The organism is Rhizobium sp. SG741 (genome assembly GCF_012275435.1).
Classification (GTDB): Bacteria; Pseudomonadota; Alphaproteobacteria; order Rhizobiales; family Rhizobiaceae; genus Rhizobium; species Rhizobium lusitanum.
Genome location: NZ_JAAZQP010000022.1, coordinates 22,548 through 41,592, shown reverse-complemented (window position 1 = coordinate 41,592; position 19,045 = coordinate 22,548). Strand labels below are relative to the sequence as shown.

General features: G+C 58.8%; 18 protein-coding genes and 1 pseudogene. 10 read left to right on the top strand and 9 right to left on the bottom strand.

Annotated features, from left to right (window positions below; all coding sequences use genetic code 11):
- The first annotated feature begins 109 nt into the window (after positions 1 to 109).
- Positions 110 to 1,000, top strand: coding sequence for a transglutaminase family protein (locus tag FHT29_RS32670; RefSeq protein ID WP_168601057.1), 891 nt, complete (start codon positions 110 to 112; stop codon positions 998 to 1,000).
- 151 nt (positions 1,001 to 1,151) lie between these two features.
- Here the strand turns inward: FHT29_RS32670 and FHT29_RS32665 are convergent, their stop codons facing one another.
- Positions 1,152 to 1,316, bottom strand: coding sequence for a hypothetical protein (locus tag FHT29_RS32665; protein ID WP_168601056.1), 165 nt, complete (start codon positions 1,314 to 1,316; stop codon positions 1,152 to 1,154).
- A 46-nt stretch (positions 1,317 to 1,362) separates the two neighbouring features.
- On the opposite strand from FHT29_RS32665, the gene FHT29_RS32660 reads away from it, so the two are divergent.
- The 4 genes from FHT29_RS32660 to FHT29_RS32645 all read left to right on the top strand — a co-directional run bounded on the left by FHT29_RS32660 (position 1,363) and on the right by FHT29_RS32645 (position 2,810).
- Positions 1,363 to 1,578: a hypothetical protein gene (locus FHT29_RS32660; protein WP_080760641.1), complete on the top strand. Its 216-nt coding sequence runs from the start codon at positions 1,363 to 1,365 to the stop codon at positions 1,576 to 1,578.
- Positions 1,579 to 1,602: 24 nt separating this feature from the next.
- Entirely contained in the window at positions 1,603 to 1,845 is a 243-nt protein-coding gene (locus FHT29_RS32655) for a hypothetical protein (RefSeq protein WP_168601055.1), read from the top strand.
- A gap of 120 nt (positions 1,846 to 1,965) precedes the next feature.
- Positions 1,966 to 2,229 carry a hypothetical protein gene (locus tag FHT29_RS32650; protein ID WP_112442940.1) on the top strand — a complete coding sequence of 88 codons (264 nt, stop codon included), beginning with the start codon at positions 1,966 to 1,968 and terminating at the stop codon, positions 2,227 to 2,229.
- A 200-nt stretch (positions 2,230 to 2,429) separates the two neighbouring features.
- Positions 2,430 to 2,810: a hypothetical protein gene (locus FHT29_RS32645; protein WP_174157368.1), complete on the top strand. Its 381-nt coding sequence runs from the start codon at positions 2,430 to 2,432 to the stop codon at positions 2,808 to 2,810.
- Between the two features lie 564 nt (positions 2,811 to 3,374).
- Here the strand turns inward: FHT29_RS32645 and FHT29_RS32640 are convergent.
- The 5 genes from FHT29_RS32640 to FHT29_RS32620 all read right to left on the bottom strand — a co-directional run bounded on the left by FHT29_RS32640 (position 3,375) and on the right by FHT29_RS32620 (position 8,805).
- Positions 3,375 to 4,295: an SMP-30/gluconolactonase/LRE family protein gene (locus tag FHT29_RS32640; protein WP_168601054.1), complete on the bottom strand. Its 921-nt coding sequence runs from the start codon at positions 4,293 to 4,295 to the stop codon at positions 3,375 to 3,377.
- Between the two features lie 34 nt (positions 4,296 to 4,329).
- Entirely contained in the window at positions 4,330 to 5,280 is a 951-nt protein-coding gene (locus FHT29_RS32635) for an ABC transporter permease (RefSeq protein ID WP_037190793.1), read from the bottom strand.
- On the bottom strand, positions 5,277 to 6,221 hold the full coding sequence (locus tag FHT29_RS32630) for an ABC transporter permease (protein ID WP_168601053.1): 945 nt from the start codon (positions 6,219 to 6,221) through the stop codon (positions 5,277 to 5,279). Before FHT29_RS32630 ends, FHT29_RS32635 begins: the two co-directional genes overlap by 4 nt.
- Positions 6,218 to 7,708 carry a sugar ABC transporter ATP-binding protein gene (locus FHT29_RS32625; RefSeq protein WP_168601052.1) on the bottom strand — a complete coding sequence of 497 codons (1,491 nt, stop codon included), beginning with the start codon at positions 7,706 to 7,708 and terminating at the stop codon, positions 6,218 to 6,220. Before FHT29_RS32625 ends, FHT29_RS32630 begins: the two co-directional genes overlap by 4 nt.
- Before the next feature lie 83 nt (positions 7,709 to 7,791).
- Complete coding sequence (locus tag FHT29_RS32620) at positions 7,792 to 8,805, bottom strand: ABC transporter substrate-binding protein (protein ID WP_168601051.1); 1,014 nt, start codon at positions 8,803 to 8,805, stop codon at positions 7,792 to 7,794.
- 298 nt (positions 8,806 to 9,103) lie between these two features.
- Here FHT29_RS32620 and FHT29_RS32615 point away from each other — a divergent pair, with 298 nt between their 5' ends.
- The 3 genes from FHT29_RS32615 (at position 9,104) to FHT29_RS32605 (ending at position 12,704) form a co-directional block, all read left to right on the top strand.
- The gene (locus FHT29_RS32615; RefSeq protein WP_113102222.1) at positions 9,104 to 10,342 is read left to right on the top strand and encodes a sensor histidine kinase; all 1,239 of its coding nucleotides are present in this window, start codon (positions 9,104 to 9,106) and stop codon (positions 10,340 to 10,342) included.
- The gene (locus FHT29_RS32610; protein ID WP_168596091.1) at positions 10,339 to 11,070 is read left to right on the top strand and encodes a response regulator transcription factor; all 732 of its coding nucleotides are present in this window, start codon (positions 10,339 to 10,341) and stop codon (positions 11,068 to 11,070) included. Before FHT29_RS32615 ends, FHT29_RS32610 begins: the two co-directional genes overlap by 4 nt.
- A 104-nt stretch (positions 11,071 to 11,174) precedes the next feature.
- A complete protein-coding gene (locus FHT29_RS32605; RefSeq protein WP_037190808.1) occupies positions 11,175 to 12,704 on the top strand; it encodes an altronate dehydratase family protein in 1,530 nt (509 codons plus the stop codon).
- Positions 12,705 to 12,719: 15 nt separating this feature from the next.
- Here the strand turns inward: FHT29_RS32605 and FHT29_RS32600 are convergent, their stop codons facing one another.
- From FHT29_RS32600 to FHT29_RS32590, 3 genes and pseudogenes are all read right to left on the bottom strand, one after another.
- Complete coding sequence (locus FHT29_RS32600) at positions 12,720 to 13,715, bottom strand: GntR family transcriptional regulator (RefSeq protein ID WP_168601072.1); 996 nt, start codon at positions 13,713 to 13,715, stop codon at positions 12,720 to 12,722.
- Positions 13,716 to 14,052: 337 nt separating this feature from the next.
- Positions 14,053 to 15,735, bottom strand: coding sequence for a GMC family oxidoreductase (locus FHT29_RS32595; RefSeq protein WP_168601050.1), 1,683 nt, complete (start codon positions 15,733 to 15,735; stop codon positions 14,053 to 14,055).
- Positions 15,736 to 16,241: 506 nt separating this feature from the next.
- A pseudogene (locus FHT29_RS32590) lies at positions 16,242 to 17,320 on the bottom strand (GlxA family transcriptional regulator).
- Between the two features lie 398 nt (positions 17,321 to 17,718).
- Between FHT29_RS32590 and FHT29_RS32585 the strand changes: the two are divergent.
- Both FHT29_RS32585 and FHT29_RS32580 read left to right on the top strand, forming a co-directional pair.
- Positions 17,719 to 18,591 (top strand): alpha/beta hydrolase, encoded by an 873-nt coding sequence (locus FHT29_RS32585; RefSeq protein ID WP_168601049.1) that lies wholly within the window; start codon positions 17,719 to 17,721, stop codon positions 18,589 to 18,591.
- 38 nt (positions 18,592 to 18,629) lie between these two features.
- Positions 18,630 to 19,040, top strand: coding sequence for a hypothetical protein (locus FHT29_RS32580; protein ID WP_234903977.1), 411 nt, complete (start codon positions 18,630 to 18,632; stop codon positions 19,038 to 19,040).
- Positions 19,041 to 19,045 lie beyond the last annotated feature (5 nt).

Sequence of the window (19,045 nt, the reverse complement as noted above, 5' to 3'; positions counted from 1 at the left end):
ATCGTCAGGCGGCGTCTGCTATGGCATTGGCTCTCGCATCGCTTCCAAGCAAAAAAGAGATGCAGGATTTATAGGTAACGCTGCCCTCGCAACTATCATCGGTGATTGGATGACCACATTCTCCGTCCGGCATATCACCTCCTATCGCTACACAAGACCTGTGGAGTTTGGCGAGCACCGGCTGATGTTCAGGCCAAGGGACAGTTTCGACCAGACGCTGTTGAGCTCCCACCTGCAGGTCGATCCGCAGCCGGAATACGTCCGATGGATCCATGACGTGTTCGGCAATTGCGTCGCCCTGGTTGGTTTTGCGGAAGCCTCGCGTGAACTTCGCTTCGAAACAACCATTCGCCTCGACCATACGCCTCACATTGCAATCGACCTTCAGATCGACGAGGCGGCCTTGACCTATCCTTTTGCATACGATCCGGAGGAAGCACTTGATCTGGAGCGGACAATTCATCGCCATTACCCAGATCCGGGGGATACGGTCGGCAAATGGGCGCGGCAATTCGTGCGGATCGGCCAGCCTACCGAAACCGGGCACTTGCTGATGACCTTATGTTACGCGATCCACGAGAGCTTCATCTACGCTCGGCGGTTGGCGCATGGCACGCAGACTCCGCTGGAAACTCTGCAGCTTCGGCGTGGAACCTGTCGCGATTTTGCACTGCTAATGATGGAGGCGGCGAGATCGCTTGGGCTCGCTGCCCGCTTCATCACCGGCTATATCTATGTTCCCGACCGTGACGGCTCGTTGACGCTCGGGGGCGGGTCGACCCATGCCTGGTGCCAGATCTACCTTCCGGGCGCCGGCTGGGTAGAGTTCGATCCCACCAACGGTATCGTCGGCAACCGCGACCTGATCCGGGTCGGCGTCGCCCGCGACCCGAAACAGGCGATACCCCTGTGGGGCAGCTATGATGGCAGCGCATCCGATTTCGACGACATGTCCGTGCAGGTGAATGTCACGACCGATGATCGCAGTGCCAGGCTTTGAGGTCCACGTCCCCGGACAAGGCTGGCGCCCACTCGCCCTTCAGGTTCGTTTAAGCGAGCTCCGATAAAGCACGGATCGTGCGAACACTCGCGCCCCCCAGCCGGAGGTTCGCACAGGGAGGTCTTTTCAATAGGCCTTTTTAAGCTCTGCCTCAATGCCACGAGGCAGAGCTCTTCTCGTTTGTCATCGGCATGCACCGCTTCACAATGCCGTAGTTGAGGTCGGATACCTTCTTCATCCAGGCAAGCCAATGGCATTGCGGCAACTCGGCAATGATCTGCGAGACCAGTGGAACCTTCATCGTACTTGACTTCATGTGTCCCTCTGGCACGGTAAATGTTACGTCAAAAATAGGAAGATCCATGACCCCAGAACGTTTTTCCGAATGCCTTTTGCATATTCGCTGGACGCCCATCAATCTGGCGAGTGCCCTGCAATGCGACTTGTCGTGGGTGGAGGCGTTGGAAGCAGGCAATGCCGAAGTGCCGACTGGATTGGCGGCGTGGCTTGAAACTCTCGCACAATGCCATGAGGCTGCCGGCGTTCCAACGACCTATCGCGGACGTGGGCACGAGTGAGATCAACAGTCGCGGAACGCGCGGTTGACGCGAGTTATCAATGAGCAACCACCCCCGGCGGAGGGATTTGAGATGAATGATGATTTTCGCTTAAAGCTTGTCAAGATTAGAGACGAAAAAGTCGCCCATCGCAATGAGCTTCTGGCGATGAAGTTGCAGGGCGCAGCTGCGAAATGGGTCAACGAGGATATCGATATTGACGGCATGATCGCCCGCGAACAACTCGCGATCGACAACCTCGACGATACGATTGCCCGCCTCAGCTAAAAGCGCCCGATCGTAACTTGAAGGCGAATCCTCGCCATCGACATTCGCGCGGCTTCTGATATTTTTTCTATTTTACAGCGACGACAGTTCTGGGAGGAACTTCACCGTCGGGAGGAACACATGACCGGGAAACCGAACAACCGTGATGCCGCCGCCCTGTCAGCCGGCGCGGTGGCGCTTTCGAATTCCGCCATGCTTGCAGCGCTGATCGGTCATCTTCGGCGGATCGGCGCGGTCAGCGCGGAAGCAGAGCGCGATATGTATGAGAACGCCCTTCAAATGCTTGAGGAAAGCCAGGGCGATGACCAAAGCGGCGTATTCGCAGCGGCTCGGGAACTGATTGCAGAGCATTTGAAACCGCATAGTTCCAAGCTGGCAACTTAGGATAGGTCACGGATAGACGGGATCGTGAACACTCGCGCCCACCTCATGGGCAAATGCGATGTCGTGCAAACGATTACATTTTTCGGCTCGCATGTACCGCAATTTGGGGTTTGCAAGAGACAATAGGGTTTCCAGTTCTGCCATTGATTATCATTTCACGGGAGGCTGAAAGAGAGTATCTTGTACGATGGAGGAAGGTCATGCGTCGCTACCTCATCGAATGCGTTCTTCAACCAGAGGAGATCGACAATCTTCAAAAGATTTTCGACGTTATCATTGCTCAGCCCTGGTTCGTTTTGAACGATGTCAACCGAGAGATGTTTGCGGTGGATCTGATCAAGCTCTACCAAAGTGGAATTGTTGATTGCAATATACTACGCGATCTCGCCACCTCGAGAGCCATTAGGCGCTTCGGCCGAGAAATGCCGAGGACCCCATCGGAAAGAGAAAGAGAAGCCTATGAACAAGGTATTGCTGCAGGAAGACGACACCTGAACGATAGGCCCAATCCATATCCGGAAAACAGCACTCTTGCGGCTGCCTATGAGAATGGTCTTCTTGACGGGCAAAAGCTGCAATAGATGCCAGCCGGCCCGATTCTCGCGGGCTCGACCATATCCGGCCTGAATTTACCGCCAATTTGATGAAGAGGGACCGCCGTCGATCGGCGGAACGTCGTCGCACCGTCGCCAAGAATTTCGCGTCATCCCTGTAATTTTCCTCGTTTCACTAAGGAGCTCAGGCCCACATACCCGGAGGCGCCGCATCACGAAAGGATGATTTATTATCTAGGAATTCACCCTTGAGTAGTGTAATATTAGCGGACGGACAAGTTCACACCCCTGACACTTGGTCGCACTAAGTGAGCCGTTATAGGTCTCCCGGCTCTGCCTTGCCCCACAAGGCAGAGCCGCTTCTCTATTCCAAGAGAAGGAATGCCAATGGTGTGGCCCATCTGGCAGTCGTGTCCGGCCCGGCGAAAGCATTCAGAGAAGTCGTCTCAGCCGTAATCGTTGACCTGCGCCAAGCAGGCGAAAAATATCAATACGAAATTAAGGGCTGGCTGTCCGCAATTGTCAGCTGTTTTGATGGTAACGGAGGACTGCTACCATCAACTTCAACGCGCCTGAACGGGCCAACCACATCTAGGGCAGTTGGACGCCTGTGGCTGTGGTGTAGACGCGGTATAACGATTGCGTCGCAGCGATAAACAGCTGATTGCGGCGAGGCCCGCCAAAAGTCAGGTTGGCGACCGTCTGCGGTATCTTGATCTTGCCGAGCAAGGTGCCATCGGGCGCGAAGCAATGCACGCCGTCGCCGGCACTCGTCCAGATATTACCCGCAATATCCGCGCGGAATCCATCCGGAATGCCCGCGTCGATGTCGCAAAACACCCGGCCGTTGGCGAGCTTGTTTCCATCAATCACGTCGAACACGCGAATGTGCCGCGGAGCATTGATGTCATGGCTTGCGGCAGAGTCGGCGACATAGAACTTCGTCTCGTCCGGCGAGAAGGCCAAGCCGTTCGGCTGACGGAAATCGTCGACCACGATCTCCAGTTCGCCGGTCGCCGGGTCCAGCCTGTAGACATTGCGTGTCGCCTGTTCCGGCTCTGCCTTGTAGCCCTCGTAGTCCGACAGGATGCCGTAGGTCGGATCGGTGAACCAGACGGAGCCGTCGGAGCGGACGACCACATCGTTGGGCGAATTCAACCGCTTGCCCTCGTAGCTATCGGCAAGAATGGTGATCGAACCATCGATCTCGGTGCGCGTCACCCGGCGGGTGCCATGCTCGCAGGATACCAATCGCCCCTGGCGGTCGCGCGTGTTGCCGTTGGCGAAATTCGAGGGAGCGCGGAAGATCGACACGCTCCCACCCGGCACCCAGCGCAGCATGCGTTCGTTCGGGATATCGCTCCAGATCAGGCATCCGGTATCTGCGAACCAGACCGGCCCCTCCGCCCAGCGGCAATCGGAATAGAGTTCCTCAAGACCGGCACTGAGAACCACGAGATCGCGGAACCGCGCGTCGTACATTTCGTAGATGGACGGTGCGTCGTTTGGCATTGCTATTTTCCTGTAAAGACCGCTGGGAACAGTGTCAGCGCCCGCCGATGGGACGGCCGCCGGCAACGAGAATGACGGCAATGATGATTAAGCCGGTGAGAATGAGCCTTGGGCCTGCGCCGAAACCATAGGTGTTCAGCATGGAAACAACCAGGAACATGAACAGGGACGCACCCCATATACCCGGCACATTTGAATCGCCGCCGGCGACCGCCGTGCCGCCGATGATGACGACGGCGATCGACATCAGCAGATATTCGGCCCCCATATTGAGAGCTGCGCCACCGGAGAAGCTGGCGAGAAGATAGCCGCAGATCGATGCGAGAATGGCGCAGAGTACATAGGTCGCAAGCCGCGTGCCATCGACGGGAATGCCAGCCATGCGCGCGGCAAACATGCTCTGTCCGATCGCCGAGATCCAACGACCGTAGATCGTCCTCTCCAGCAAGACCCAGGCAAGCGCCGAGAGCAGCAGGGCGACGATGGCGACATTTGGAATGCCGAGCACACCGGACGTGGTGAAATCTGCCAGCTGCTCGGGCGGCTTGATACGCAGCCCGCGATTGCTCCAGATGGCCGCCGACTGGATGATGAAGCTCATCGAGAGGGTCGCGATAATAGGTGGAATGCGCAACAGCTTGATCAGCGCATAGTTGCCGATCCCGATGCCGAGACCGATCACGATCGACACCAGCAGACCCGGCACGACCATGCCGTCCTCGACATTCATCAGCTTCAGCGCAATCGTACCGGCAAGCGTCATGGTGGCCGGCACCGAGAGATCGATATTTCCGGGCCCGAGCGTGATGACGAACATCTGCCCGATGCCGACGATGACGGAGAAGGCGGCAAAGGTGAGTGCGGCCTGCGACAGGCCGATCGAACTGGCGCCGCCGGTGAAAAGCACCGTGATGATCCACACGAGGATGGCAGCGACAAAGGACCAGATCCAGGGCTTCCGGCCGAGCGCACGAAGAGCGATCATGATTGTTTCTCCCGCTTTTCGACACGGTTGAGCAAGAGCCTCAGGGCAAGCACGATGACCAGGATCGCACCCTGCGCACCGATCTGCCAGTCCGGCGAGATCCGCAGGAAAGACAGAAACGAGCCCGCCAGCGTCAGCGTCAGCGCGCCGATCACGGCACCCACCGGCGAGACGCGCCCGCCCGTGAATTCGCCCCCGCCAAGGATGACCCCGGCAATCGACAGCAAAGTATAGCGCAGCGCGATATTCGCATCCGCTGAGGTCGTAAGGCCGACAAGCGCAACACCGGCCAGCACGGCGAAGAGGCCGGCCAGAGCGTAAGCCGCTGCACGCAGGCTGACGACGGACCAGCCCGCACGCTGGAGCGATCGCTGATTGCCACCGACACCGCGGATAAGAACACCGAAGGAAGAGCGCATGACAATCAGGTGGGAAATCAACGCGATGACGACGCTCGCGACGATTGCTATGGGGACAAGTGGCGGTTTAGAGGTCATCAGCCAGCGCGCCCAATCCGGCGCGGTACCGCCTGGTGCCGGCAGCAAAAGGACCGCCAGACCGCCCCAGACGAAGCTCATGCCGAGCGTCACGACGATCGACGGCAGATCCCTGATATAGATGATGATGCCGATTACGGCATAGACGGCAATCGCTGCAGCCAGGATGAGGATGCCAATGAGCGGGGACGACTGCAGATAGGTCGCCGCCACGCAAGCGGTGAAACTGACGAAGGTTCCCATCGACAGATCGAGATCGTTGACCGACATGATCAACATCTGGGCGATCGTCGCAAGCGCAATGGGCACGGCAAGATTGAAGAGTAGATTGAGGCCGATATAGCTCATGGCTCGCGGCTGCAGATAGAAGACCGCGACGAGCAGGACGGCAAGCGAGAGCGCCGGGATCAGCAGGCGCAGGGTGGAGGAAGATGGACGGTTCATGCGTCTTCTCCGGCAAATGAAGCGGCCAGCACATTTTCCTCGGTGATTTGGTCCCCGACAAGTTCCGCAACGATGGCGCCATTGCGGAAGACATAGGCGCGATCACAGAGGCGGATCTCATCCATCTCGGTCGAGTACCAGATGAAGGTGCGCCCGGCCGCTGCTTCGTGGTTCAGGATCCTGTAGACTTCCTGTTTGGTGCCGATATCGACGCCGCGCATCGGATCGTCCATCAGCACAATCGGCGACGTGGTCGCTAACGCACGAGCAAACAGAACTTTCTGCTGGTTGCCGCCCGATAGCGACAGGATTCCGTTTTCCATGGCTGGCGTGCGAATTTCGATGCGACCCTTCCAGTCGGCTCCCAGGCCTTCTTCCCGCTGTCTGTTGACGAGGTACTTCTGCGAGAGCTCGCTCAGCGATGCGATGCTGAGGTTCTTCAAAATGCTCCACAGGGGAAAAGTGCCATTCAGGCTTCTGTCGCCGGCAACGAAGGTGATCTTGTCCTGCCTACCCGGCAGCCAGTTGCTCGAGAGCGACCGATGGAGATCGAGGAGCATTTCGGTCTGGCCGTGGCCAGCAAGACCGGCAAGGCCGATCACCTCGCCCTTGCGGACCGCGAAGGCAAGACCCTTGCCGCCGCGCGCGGGCAACGCAAGAATGGGAGATACCGCGACACGCTCTTCGTTCCTCACTTTGCGATCCTGTTCCTTGACGACACTACCCATCGCCTGAACAAGGCTGTGCACGGTAAAATCCTGAGCCACGCGATCGGCAACGACGCGGCCGTCTTTCATGACCAGAATGCGGCTCGCGGTCGACAGGATCTCGCCAAGGATATGCGAGATCAGCATCACGGCGCCGCCTGTCTGAACGAAAGCCCGGACATAGGCCATCAGTTGCGCCGCCAATCCGGCATCGAGCGAAGAGGTGGGCTCGTCGAGAATGACGAGCTTCGGCTCTTCCCCCACGGCGCAAAAGGTAATCGCGATCTCCACCATCTGCCGCTCAGCGATGGAAAGTTCGCCGACAGTGCGCATGACATCGATCTTGTGGCCGGTGAAAATCTCGTCGAGCTTGGCGCGGATGATCGCTGCAGCCTGCCGCCGCCAGTTCCAGCCGGCGAGGCTGCGGTGAACGACCCGCATGTTCTCGACGACGGTCAGGTTCGGCGCGAGCGATAGCTCCTGGAAAACACAACGAATGCCATGCGCACGCGCAGCGTTGATGCCATGCACTTTATCGTCGCCCTCATAGGCGATGATGCCTTCGTGCGGGCTCAGGCCGCCATTGATCACGTTGACGATCGTCGACTTGCCGGCGCCATTGTGACCGACAAGACCGATACATTCGCCGGCAAGAATTGTAACATCGGCGCCATCAAGCGCCTTGACGGCACCGAAATGTACCTTAATGCCGCGGGCCGAGACGACCGCTTGCGGCTCGGCATCCTGTCTCATCGAAGCATTGTCTTTGACTGCAATCATGGATCGTCCGGTCGGGCGTTGCGTCTGCCCAGCGCCACCCTCTCATCGGGCAGCGCTGGTTTTAAATAGCAGGTTGATATCGACTACTTCGCCGTGGCGATGGCTTTCTTGGCATCGTCGAGCGTGTATTCAACATTGGCGACGCCGCCAGCCTGGGTCGAGGCGAGGTTGGTTTCGAGATTGTTCTGATCGATGCGCAGGAACGGCACGACCAGATCCTTCTTCACCTGCTGGCCGTCGAGGATCTGCTGGGCGACCCAGAAGGCGAGCGTCGAGACGCCGGGCGCGATGGAAACCGACATGGTCTCGTAGCCGCTGGCGTCCTTCTCCTTCTTCCACCAGGCAAGCTCGTCCTGGCGGTTGCCCATAACGATCGTCGGCATGGGGCGCTTTGCGGCTGCGAATGCTTGCGCGGCGCCATAGCCGTCACCGCCCTGGGTCACGACCGCGGCAATGTCAGGCAGGCTCGGCAGGATACCCGCGACGGCGCGTTGGGCAACATCCTGCGCCCAGTCACCATGCACCGAACCGACGATTTTGAACTGCGGATATTTGGAGGCCGCATCGTGGATGCCGGCCGAAATCTCGTCATCTACGGAAACGCCGGCAAGCCCGCGAATTTCCAGGATATTGCCGCCCTTCGGCATTTTCTTCGCGAGATACTCGATCTGGCTTGCGCCCATGCCCTTAAAGTCGACGGCAATGCGCCAGGCGCAGGGTTCGGTGACGATGCCGTCAAACGAAACGACGACGATCTTGGCATCGCAGGCTTCCTTGATCGCGCCGTTCAGCGCGGTCGGCGATGCGGCATCGATGACGATCGCATCATAACCCTGCAGAATCATGTTCTGAATCTGCGCGGCCTGCTCGGTCGCCTGGTTTTCTGCCGTCGTGAACGGGTCGGCGGCGGCAACGACGCCCGCTTTCACGGCCTCGCCGGTCACCTTCTGCCAACTGGTGAGCATGGCCTGGCGCCAGGAGTTGCCCGCATAGTTGTTAGACAGGGCAATTTTCTTGGATGACGTATCTGCAAAAGCAGCCGGTACGGCAACGCTCGCGATGACGGCGGACGCCAGAAGCATCTTGGTAATATTCATTTTTTCCTCCCAAAGAGCCTGTACTTCAACTTCCAGGCCAAGATTTTCGAACGCGCTCCTCAACGAACGATCGAAAATATTATTTGCACTGAAGGTTCCCCTTTCAGTAGAAACAGGATGTCCGAGATTGTGACGCTTGTACAGGCGCTTAAAGGGCGGGACCTTGCGGGATCCCGCAGAAAAGATGCGCAAGTCCGCAAGACGAACGACTTTGTTCGGCGCTTAATAGCGTTGGAAATTTACATGCTGCGATCGGCCGGAGGAGTTGAGGTCGACGCGTTGCCTGGGAGGGCCTGTCTTGCGCGATCTGGCGCCGCAATCGGTCTTTGACCATTACCTCAACATTTCAAGGCTCATCGCAGGACGGCTCGATTTTCACTCCGTCATCCAGGCGGTCGCGGCCGAGATCAACCATGTCATCCCGCATGATCACCTCGATGTCTGCATCATCATGGTGGATGAAAAATTCCATACGGCCTACGAAAGCGGAATGGAGACCGATTGGGGCAAGCGCTTTCCCGCTCCCGTCAGCAACAGCCCCATCCGCACGCTTCTGTGGGGCGAGACCGACCATCTGCTGACAGATGACGCCTGGAGCGACCCGCAATTCCATTTCCAGGGGGCCTTTTCGCATCCGATCTTCCATCAATCGCTGCACAGCCGCCTGCATGTCCCCCTCAAAGTCCAAGGCCACGTCATCGGGGCACTCTCCTGCTCCAGCCATCAGATGGGCTTTTACGACATGCAGGATGTCGAAAGCGCACGTGTGATTGCCGATCTGTTGGCTCCGCACTTCTTCGCCATCCGCGCGGCCGATCAGGCGAAACGATCCGCTATCGTCGAGGCGGAGGCACGGGCTCGCGAGGAAGGCCTGCGGCTCGGCGCGCTTAAACTGACGGAGGCTCTTGAGGCGGAGCGCCAGCGCATCGGCATGGATCTGCACGACCAGATTCTCGCCGATCTCACTCGACTTTCGCGGCGGCTGGAACGGCTGGCGCGTCAGCCTGACGTCACAGGCGAGGCGCTCGAACCTCTCTTCCGGGGTCTGCAGCACAGCATGCACGATCTTCGCCAAATCATTGAGGAAGCAAAGCCCTCGGTCCTTCAGCTCTTTGGCTTTGCCCAGGCGGTGGAGAACCACCTCGAACGGTCGATCCAGGAAAGCGGAGCCACGCTCAAATGGAGGCTGAACGATGAAACGAGCGGTGCCATCGACCGCCTCGAGCAATCAGTCAGCATCGCGCTCTTTCGCATTATACAGGAAGCCATCAACAACGCGATCCGCCATGCCCAGGCAAGCAGTATTGTGGTTCATCTTAAGGCCACCGAGGGAGCCGTCACCATTGATGTCATCGATGACGGCCTCGGGCTTGGAAACGCCCACAGATCCTCTGGCGGCGGTATCGAAAACATGAAGACGCGGGCGCGATTGATTTCGGCGCGCTTCGCGATCAAAGCCGCAGCGGTCTCCGGAGGCACGCTGGTCAGCGTCAGCCTGCCCGCCAAAGAGCTATCGGCCAAGGGAGCTGCGGCATGAAGGTGCTGATCATCGAGGACGATCCTCTCCATCGATCCTATCTGAGCGAGGCCATCCGCGCCGCCCTCCCCGAATGCGATGGCGTGCTGGAAGCAGAAAACGGCGGAGCCGGAGAGCGGCTGGCGCGCGATTGCAAATCCGCCCATATCGTCATGGACCTGCAGATGAGCGAGCGCAACGGCATCGAGGCTGCGCGCACCATCTGGAAGGAGCGCCCGGAAACGCGCATCCTGTTCTGGTCGAACTACTCGGACGAAGCCTATGTCCGCGGCGTCTCTCGCATCGTGCCGGTCGGTGCCGTCTACGGTTATGTCCTGAAATCGGCCTCCGACGACCGGCTGAAGCTTGCGCTGCGCAGCATTTTCATCGAAAGCCAGTGCGTGATCGACCGCGAAGTGCGCGGCATGCAGCAAAGAAGCCTCGGCACCATCAACGGCTTCACCGAGGCCGAGTATGAAATCCTTGTCGACATCGCGCTCGGCCTCACCGATCGGGCGATTGCGCACAGGCGCAATCTGTCGGTACGCAGCGTGCAGAACCGGCTGCAGCAGCTCTACATCAAACTTGGCGTCTATCAGCCGCTCGGTGCCCAGAGCGACGAGGGCCGGTTCAATCTGCGGGCGCGAGCCATTGCCGTCGCGCTCCTTCGAAAGCTACTCAATCACAGCGCGCTGGAGCGGGCCGAGGCGGATCTGAGCGCCTGGCTTGCACGCCAGCCGCACAGCTGATGGAAAGAACTTTGCCGCCGGCGTCAATCACGCTTGACGCCCTCCCCGTCGAATGATTGTCTATTGCTAGCAATAGACATTAATCCAACCTCACGGAACCCTTCATGTCCGCCGTTTCGCCTGTCATCCTCCTTAATCCCATAGACGACGTCGCGGTTGCCCGCGCGATGATCCGTGCCGGGAACCAGACCGGCATCGAAGGATTGATCGCCGCCGAGCAGATTCCGCGCGGACACAAGGTGGCGGTGCGCGATATCCCCGCCGGTCAGGAAATCCGTAAATTTGGCCAGCCGATCGGCATAGCGACGCAATTCATTCCGGCGGGAGGCCATGTGCACCTGCAGAATCTCGCCGTCATCGAATCCGAGCATCCCTACCAATTCAGTGTCGATATCGAAGAGACGGGAATGCTGTCGCGCGAGGACTGTCGCACTTTCATGGGCTTCGATCGCGGTGCCGGCGGCGTCGGCACCCGCAACTTCATCGGCATCATCACCACGGTCAACTGCTCGGCCACCGTCTCGAAATATATCGCCGAACACTTCAACCGCACCGGCGGCCTGGAAGGCTTTGATAATGTCGATGGCGTCGTCGCGCTCACCCATGGCGGCGGCTGCGCGATCAATATGAATTCCGAGGGCTACCGCTACCTGGCGCGTACCCTGCAGGGCTATGCGCGCCATCCGAATTTCGGCGGCATCCTGATGATCGGGCTTGGCTGCGAAACCAACCAAATTGCGCCTATTCTGGAGCACTACAAGCTAGAAGAGGGAAACCGGCTGCGCACCATGACCATTCAGGATCTCGGCGGCACGCGAAAGACCATCGCCGCCGCCTCCGAGATGATCCGGGATATGCTTCCCGAGGTCAACGCGGCCGAACGGACCGTTCAGCCGCTTTCGGGATTGAAATTGGCTTTGGAATGCGGTGGATCGGACGGCTATTCGGGAATCTCCGCTAACCCGGCGCTCGGATATGCCTCGGATCTTCTCGTTCGCAATGGCGGGACATCGGTTCTGGCGGAAACACCGGAGATCTACGGCGCGGAACACCTGCTGACGCGGCGCGCTGCAACGCCTGACGTTGCTGAAAAACTGCTCTCCAGGATCGACTGGTGGCGCGACTATACGCGACGCAACGGCGCCGAGCTCAACAACAACCCATCCTACGGCAACAAGCTCGGCGGGCTCACAACCATTCTAGAAAAATCGCTCGGCGCGGTCGCCAAGGGTGGCACCATGCCGCTTAAGGCGGTCTACGAATATTCGGAGATCGTCGACAAGACCGGCTTCGTCTTCATGGATACGCCGGGCTATGATCCGGTTGCCGTTACCGGCCAAGTCGCCGGCGGCTGCAACGTGATCTGCTTTACGACAGGCCGGGGATCGGTGTCGGGCTTCAAGCCGGCTCCCTGCATCAAGATCGCCACCAACACCGAGATGTACAATCACATGCGTGAGGACATGGACATCAATTGCGGTGACATTGTCAGCGGCGAGGATACGATCGAGGCGGCCGGCGAGCGCATCTTCGAGGACATCATTGCAGTTGCGTCCGGCAAGAAGACGCTGAGCGAAACCTTCGACTACGGCGATAATGAATTCGTGCCCTGGCAGGTCGGCGCGATCACCTGATACCGCTTTTATCTGCTAGGCGATGAAGCTGTAATCATCAGGCTGATAATGCTCGCGAATATAGGCAGCGCGCGCCTGGACATTCGGCTCGGAATTGCGGACGTGGTTGCGCATGGCCTTGCGTAACCCCTCCTCGTCGCGCCGCCGCATCATCTCGAAGACACCGATATGTTCAGCAAGAAACGGCTCGTATTCCGGCATTTTGATGCGAATGCCGACGACATGCTTGCTGAGCGTCAGGATGCAATGGGTCCGCCTGAGGATGCTCAGGAACTCCTTGTTCGGGCAAGCCTGAAGGCTGCGAAGGTGAAGATCGAGCTCCAGTTCGTACATGGTCGAGGCCGAAACGTCGGGATAATCAGCAAGCGCCGTCGACAGCCGCGCTAGCATCATGCCGATATGATCATCCGAAAGGCCGCCCAAGGCGCTTGAAAGCGCGATCGGCTCGATCTGCTCGCGCACCTCGTAAAGATCGCGGATGCGCTGGCTGTCGAGCGGCACGATCGACCAGCGGAAATTGTCGTCCTTTTCAATAATGCCGAGCGTTTCGAGCTTCAGGAGCACATCGCGCGCCACCGCACGGCCGACCCCGAAATGCCGCGCAAGCTCGTTTTCATTGATACGGTAGCGCCCGAAAAACGAGCGGTAAACAACGATGCGCTCGACATTTTCATAAAGCGCCTGCCAGGCAAACATCGGCCTGGCATCGGCCTCGATCAGCTTGCCGAGATAGTCGGCCAGCTTCTCCCGTCTGGGCGCCGTTCCCGAGGAGCCGACGACAAAACCGCGGCCGTCGAAGCGATTGATCAAGCCATCCTCGACCAGCATTTGCAGCGCCTGCCGAACGGGCGCGCGGCTGCTGCCGACAATGCCGGCAAGGGCAGCCTCGGTCAGCACGATGCCTTCCGGCACGGCACCCTCCAGGATTTCAGCCTTCAGCCGCCCATGAAGCTCCTCATAAAGGCTCCTCTTGCGCGGTCCACCGCTGCCCTCCAAGTCCGATACGCTCATACCGCCCATTTCCCTTGTGCGCAGATCCTGCCGTTTCGCTGAGGAACATCGCACAATTGGGAGGAAGACAACAATCCTGGAAAGACCGTCGTGCAGGGCAGCAACGCGCGGCAGGACATTTTTACCGACCGAGGTGACGGCACCGATGATGGTGTCATACGTTCCTCGCGTTTCGTTGAGAGGAATGCCGCGCAATTTCTCGACCATCTAGCGATTGTAGAGGACCGGGGCAAAAAAAGCCGGACACACCCTGCTTCCCTACACTTTCTCGGCGAGCAACGCCGAGTTTCGCGTAATTCTCAGCCGGCGGATCAGACGCACGATACGCAGCACGACATCAGCAAATGCTTCGCGGGACACTCAGAGGCGTTCCCCTTTGAGGTTCCAAGCGGCTGCTCGTCGACAAACCTGCAGCCGTGCTTTGACGGCGGGCCAGAGTAGCCAGATGTTCGGCGAGTCTGACGGCCAAGGCGACGGCGGGAAGCGTGGGGTTAGCTTGTCCGGATGTAGCGAAAACGGAGCTACCGGCGATGTAGAGGTTAGCGATATCGATGACGCGACAGTTGTGGTCGACGACGGCGTGGTTGCGGTCCACGCCCATCTTGGTCAACCCGATCTGATGGTAGCCGTCTTTGGCTTGTGCGGCGATATGCTCTTCAAGATTCTCGGGGGCTGTATCGAATATCAGCTTGCCTATTTTGCGCTCCTTGAGCCAGCGATCAAGGGCGAGATGTGCTTGGAGCGTGCCGCGAAAATCCTGAGGTAAATATTGGAATGAGACCTCGAGCTTGAACTGGCCGTCCGCATCTTGCACGGGCTTGAGGAAGGCGCGGTTTGAACTGCTTGGAATTTGCTCCCCATGGTAACGAAGGCCGTATCTCAAGTCAGGCCTGCGCAGCAGAACATATGGTTCGGCCACACGGTATTTTTGGTTAAACAGCGCCAGCGCGGCAGAGGTCGTGCCAAGAGGATTGCGCAGGACATTATGCAGCACATTATAGTAACGGGATCGGTCGGCTTCGCCCCATCTCGCCCTGTGAACGACGGTCTTCCGACTGTTCCAAAGATATAGCAGCGAGAGCGCCGGATCGACCTCATCGACAGCAGCCCTCCGGTTTGTGGGCCAAAAAGCGATATTCGGCAACTCGAGTGCGCGTTGCAATTGGGGGGCGGGTTGAAACCGGTTACACACGAAGGTTCCGGTGGATGTGCGCTTAAAAAGATACCGTTCGGCATGTTCCTTGGTGGCGAATTCGATCTGCGCGATCTGTCCGGCGAGGTGTCCCATGTAGAAGCGGCCGAGCGGCCCATCGCTTCCGCCGAACAATTGCGGAAATGCAACCTGGAGGTTCAGCAGCAGCCGGGTATTGCCCCTGCCGCCACAGGCCAGCACATAGTGGTCGGCGCGCACCTTGTACGAACCACCGCGGCAGGCGATCGACATGGAATGGACCCGTTCTTCTACTGGGTCGAATACCAGAGCTTTGACCCTCGCGTCTAAAGCGACGACGAGGTTCTGCGAAGAAGCGATCTCAGCCCTGTTGGCTCTCGCTGTGTTGCGTATTCGTGTCCAGCTTTCCCGGGATGCTGGAAAATCACTCTCCGGCTCCGGATCCGGATCCGATCGCTGGTCGCCGATATTACTGCTCAAAAGAGACCGCGCCCGCTGATAGAAAGGCGAAATCTTTTCGTGAGCAATAGGCCAACCGGAGTGTGTGACATAATCTCTTGCTTCGAAGTCTATATCATCAAGCTCAACGCATTGCCCACCCCATCGTTCGGACGTGCCGCCAAGTCCGGTGGCCGAAGTAAGTCGGTCCGCAGCGTGATAGATATCGTCTCCTACGTCGAACCCTGTTTCGTTTTGGTGAGGTCGTTTCGATCGTTTCGGCCCGGCTTCGATAAGCAGCGTTCGCAGGCCTCGCCGGCTCAATTCCAGTGCAGCGGAAATACCGACCGGGCCTGCGCCCGTGACGCACACGTCAAACACCTGTTGAAAGACCTCTAAATCCGCAAACATCTGCCCCCCCAAAATTTCGAGCTAGCGTCCTTTCAGCAGCGGCCGCAATCCCGTTACGTCCCCTTGCGGCACTGCGGATATGTCTTGGCGCGATCGCCACCGGATGGAAGGTGGAGGCGCAGACCTGCGGGGGCACGCTAATGCTTCACCATCCGCAGAACAATTTCACCTTAAGTGGAATGAATTTACTCGTCACTTCGAGCAAAAGGATTAGTAACAGCTTTGCACGCTCTGCAATCCCGATCGTCGTCCAGCTCAAACAAAAGGCATCCGTAATGGCAATCCGAAGTGCGCTACGTCAGACGTTCGCCGATCGTGTTGGCGGATGGCGCTATCAAGACGCGCACGCTGCTTGGCGCCAGGGCGATGCATGGGGCAATCTAAAAACAGGCGCGACCAAGCCGACCCTGTTCCCCAGCCTTGCATTGAGCGGCCGCACACTGAGACCGAAGAAAGGCACACCGACAATAATTGTATCAAAAGGCGGATCGCCGAATGCTGCGGTTTTAACAGTCAAACCACAGGAAGATCGAATGGGGCCGCCGCGCGTGAGCCGGACGGCTGAGAACGCCGCACGGCGCCACATTGAGAGCCTGACTCAAAAGCCTGCATTCTTGACAGCTCAAAGTCAGGCAGCCGCCACCGCCTCCCGTCGCGCGGTCCTGCGCAATACCTCCGCGGGCACACCGAAGGTCCGGAGGAACGCTCGACGCATGCGTTCGCGGTCGGCAAAACCTGTCTCCTGCGCCACGACGTTCACCGTGTGCCGCCCCTCTTCAATCATGAATCTGGCCGCTTCCAGCCGAAGTTGCTCGACGGCTTTTGCCGGTGACTGCCCGGTCTCGGCCAAAAAGGCACGGCTGAACTGGCGGGGGCTGAGATTGGCAACCGCCGCAAGCTCCTCGATCGTGAGCGGGTTCCGGAGATTCTGGCGAATATGAGCCAGAACCAATTCGATGCGATCGGATTTCGGCGTCATGTCGAGGAGCGCGGAATGCTGCTTTTGTCCGCCCATCCGACGCTGGTTCATGACCAGAAGCCTGGCGACCATCTTCGCGGTTTCGGGACCGAGATCATTATCGATCAATGCTAGAACGAGGTCGATCCCTGCGGTCATTCCCGCCGAGGTCCAGATCGGGCCATCGTTGATGAAGATCCGGTCCTCTTCCGTTTTGACGTCGGGAAACCGGATCCTGAAGCTCGCTGCATGGGCCCAGTGCATCGTCGCGCGCCGGCCATTCAGAAGGCCCGCCTCGGCAAGTACAAACGCGCCGCTGCAGATGGAGGCAGTCCGCCTGGAGGCTTTGGCGGCTTCTCGTACGAACGCGATCACGCTCGCATCCGAGGGCGGCATTTCCATCTCGGTGATCGACCCCACGATGACGGTGTCGAAGGCGGGATCTCCAAATGCCTCGGTTTCCAGCATCATTCCCGAGGAAGACCGAACTGGACCGCCATGTTCAGACAGCAAATGGATGTCGTAGCGCTGGTCAGCCGGGGGCAGGTTCACGATCTCGAACGCCGTTAGCGCCGCAAGGCTCATCAACTGGAATCCGCGCGGTACGATGAAACCGACCCGATGCATATTCACTCCTAGTGTCCGGAATTCATATACTACCCTAAATTAGTGACATCCACGAGATACGTTCGGAAGCCTACTTTCGGTGCCCACGAGAGGACTTCGCAGGCTCGCGCCTTCTATGTCACGAATGGTGGCAAGAACGACCTACGTCGAGTCAACAAAACGCGTTAAGACTTAAGCAACATACAGATCTCGCCCTGCCTAACCAAGGTATTGCTCACCACCTGGATAGTGAAGGGAGCGTCCAGTCGGTCGTCATCAATTCGAGTGCCATGGCCACGCTGCCGAGTGCTCGCCCGGCACGGCTATTCCTTGACCTCGCTGGAGGCGGATCGTGTTGCGGCACTAACGGCCAATCAAACGCCTACCTCAACCCTTCCGCGAGGAAGAAAGGATGATGCATGTCTTCTGATCACACCCCATTCACCGAGCACCGTATTCCGCGAGTCGAAGGAAGCGTGTACACTCGAGACTATGCCGGCACCGGGCCAACTTTCGTGCTCATGCACGGCTTCCCCGATAACCAGCACATCTGGGACGACCTGATTCCGCACTTGGTCGCCAGCGGGCGGCGCGTGGTGACGTTCGATTTTTTGGGCTTTGGCGCCTCCGACAAACCCGCCGGCGCCGCCTATAGCTTCAAGCAGCAACTGGGTGACCTTGAAGCAGTCGTTGAAGGTCTGGGCTTAGGGAAGATCGTGCCCGTCGCTCATGACTCCTCGGGGATGGCGACGCTCAACTACGCACTCACGCATCCGGACGCCGTCGACTCCGCGATCATGCTCAACTCGGCCTATAGCGAGGACTCCACTTTTTTTTGGCCAGAGATGATCACGCTCTTTGCGACCCGGAACATCCAGCCCCTGGCCATGGCGATCGCCCAGAGCCCCGAACAGTTTGGATGGCTGCTGAGATGGCAGCAGAAGAAATTCCTGGACGCTTTGCCCGAGGAGCAAAAGCGCCATTTCAGCGCGTTCATCGGTTCGCTGATCATCAACAACTTCATCGTCCAACCTGGCGCCGGGCCCGCCTTCGTACAGCTGGCCGCGGAATTCTTCGATGAACATGCCAGAAACGCCAAGCATCTGGCGGCGCTCAAGGCGTTGGATATTCCGGTCAAACTGATCTGGGGACAGTACGATCCTTACTTCCCCGCCGCCATGGCCGAGCGGCGCCAGTCTCAGCTCAAGAATGCGTCCCTAACCCTCATACCGGCAGGCCATTGGCTGCAGGCCGACGAGCCCGCGCAAGTGGCGAAGGCGATGCTGTCATGAGCCGCGTCCTCGACAAGCTCGCTGTGAAAGCGACTCGCTTGACTAGGCTCACGTGCTTCGGTGTCGTCGTAGCGCTACTCCCAGCGATCGGGCCGGCCACTTCGTTCGCTCAGTCGGCGCCGCCATCCTCGGGCCTTGACGTGCCGACCACCAAGCTACTGGCGATCGGCACCTTCACCGCCAAAGGGTCGCCGGACCAGTGGAAGCCGCTCCTCCCCGCCGAAGTGCGCGACACGGTTCGGCTCTATCTCGCTGGGAAAATCGACCAGTGGTACCTCAAACAGGACCAGAGCGGCGTCGTGTTCATGATGAACGTCACCGATCCTAAGGAGGCGTTGGAGCTGCTGGGCAAGTTTCCTTTCGGCCAGGCGGGGATGATGGAATTCCAGATCATCCCGCTCGGCCCGATTGCGCCGCTTCGCGTGCTTTTGGCCGAGCCTGCAAAGTAGTTCGT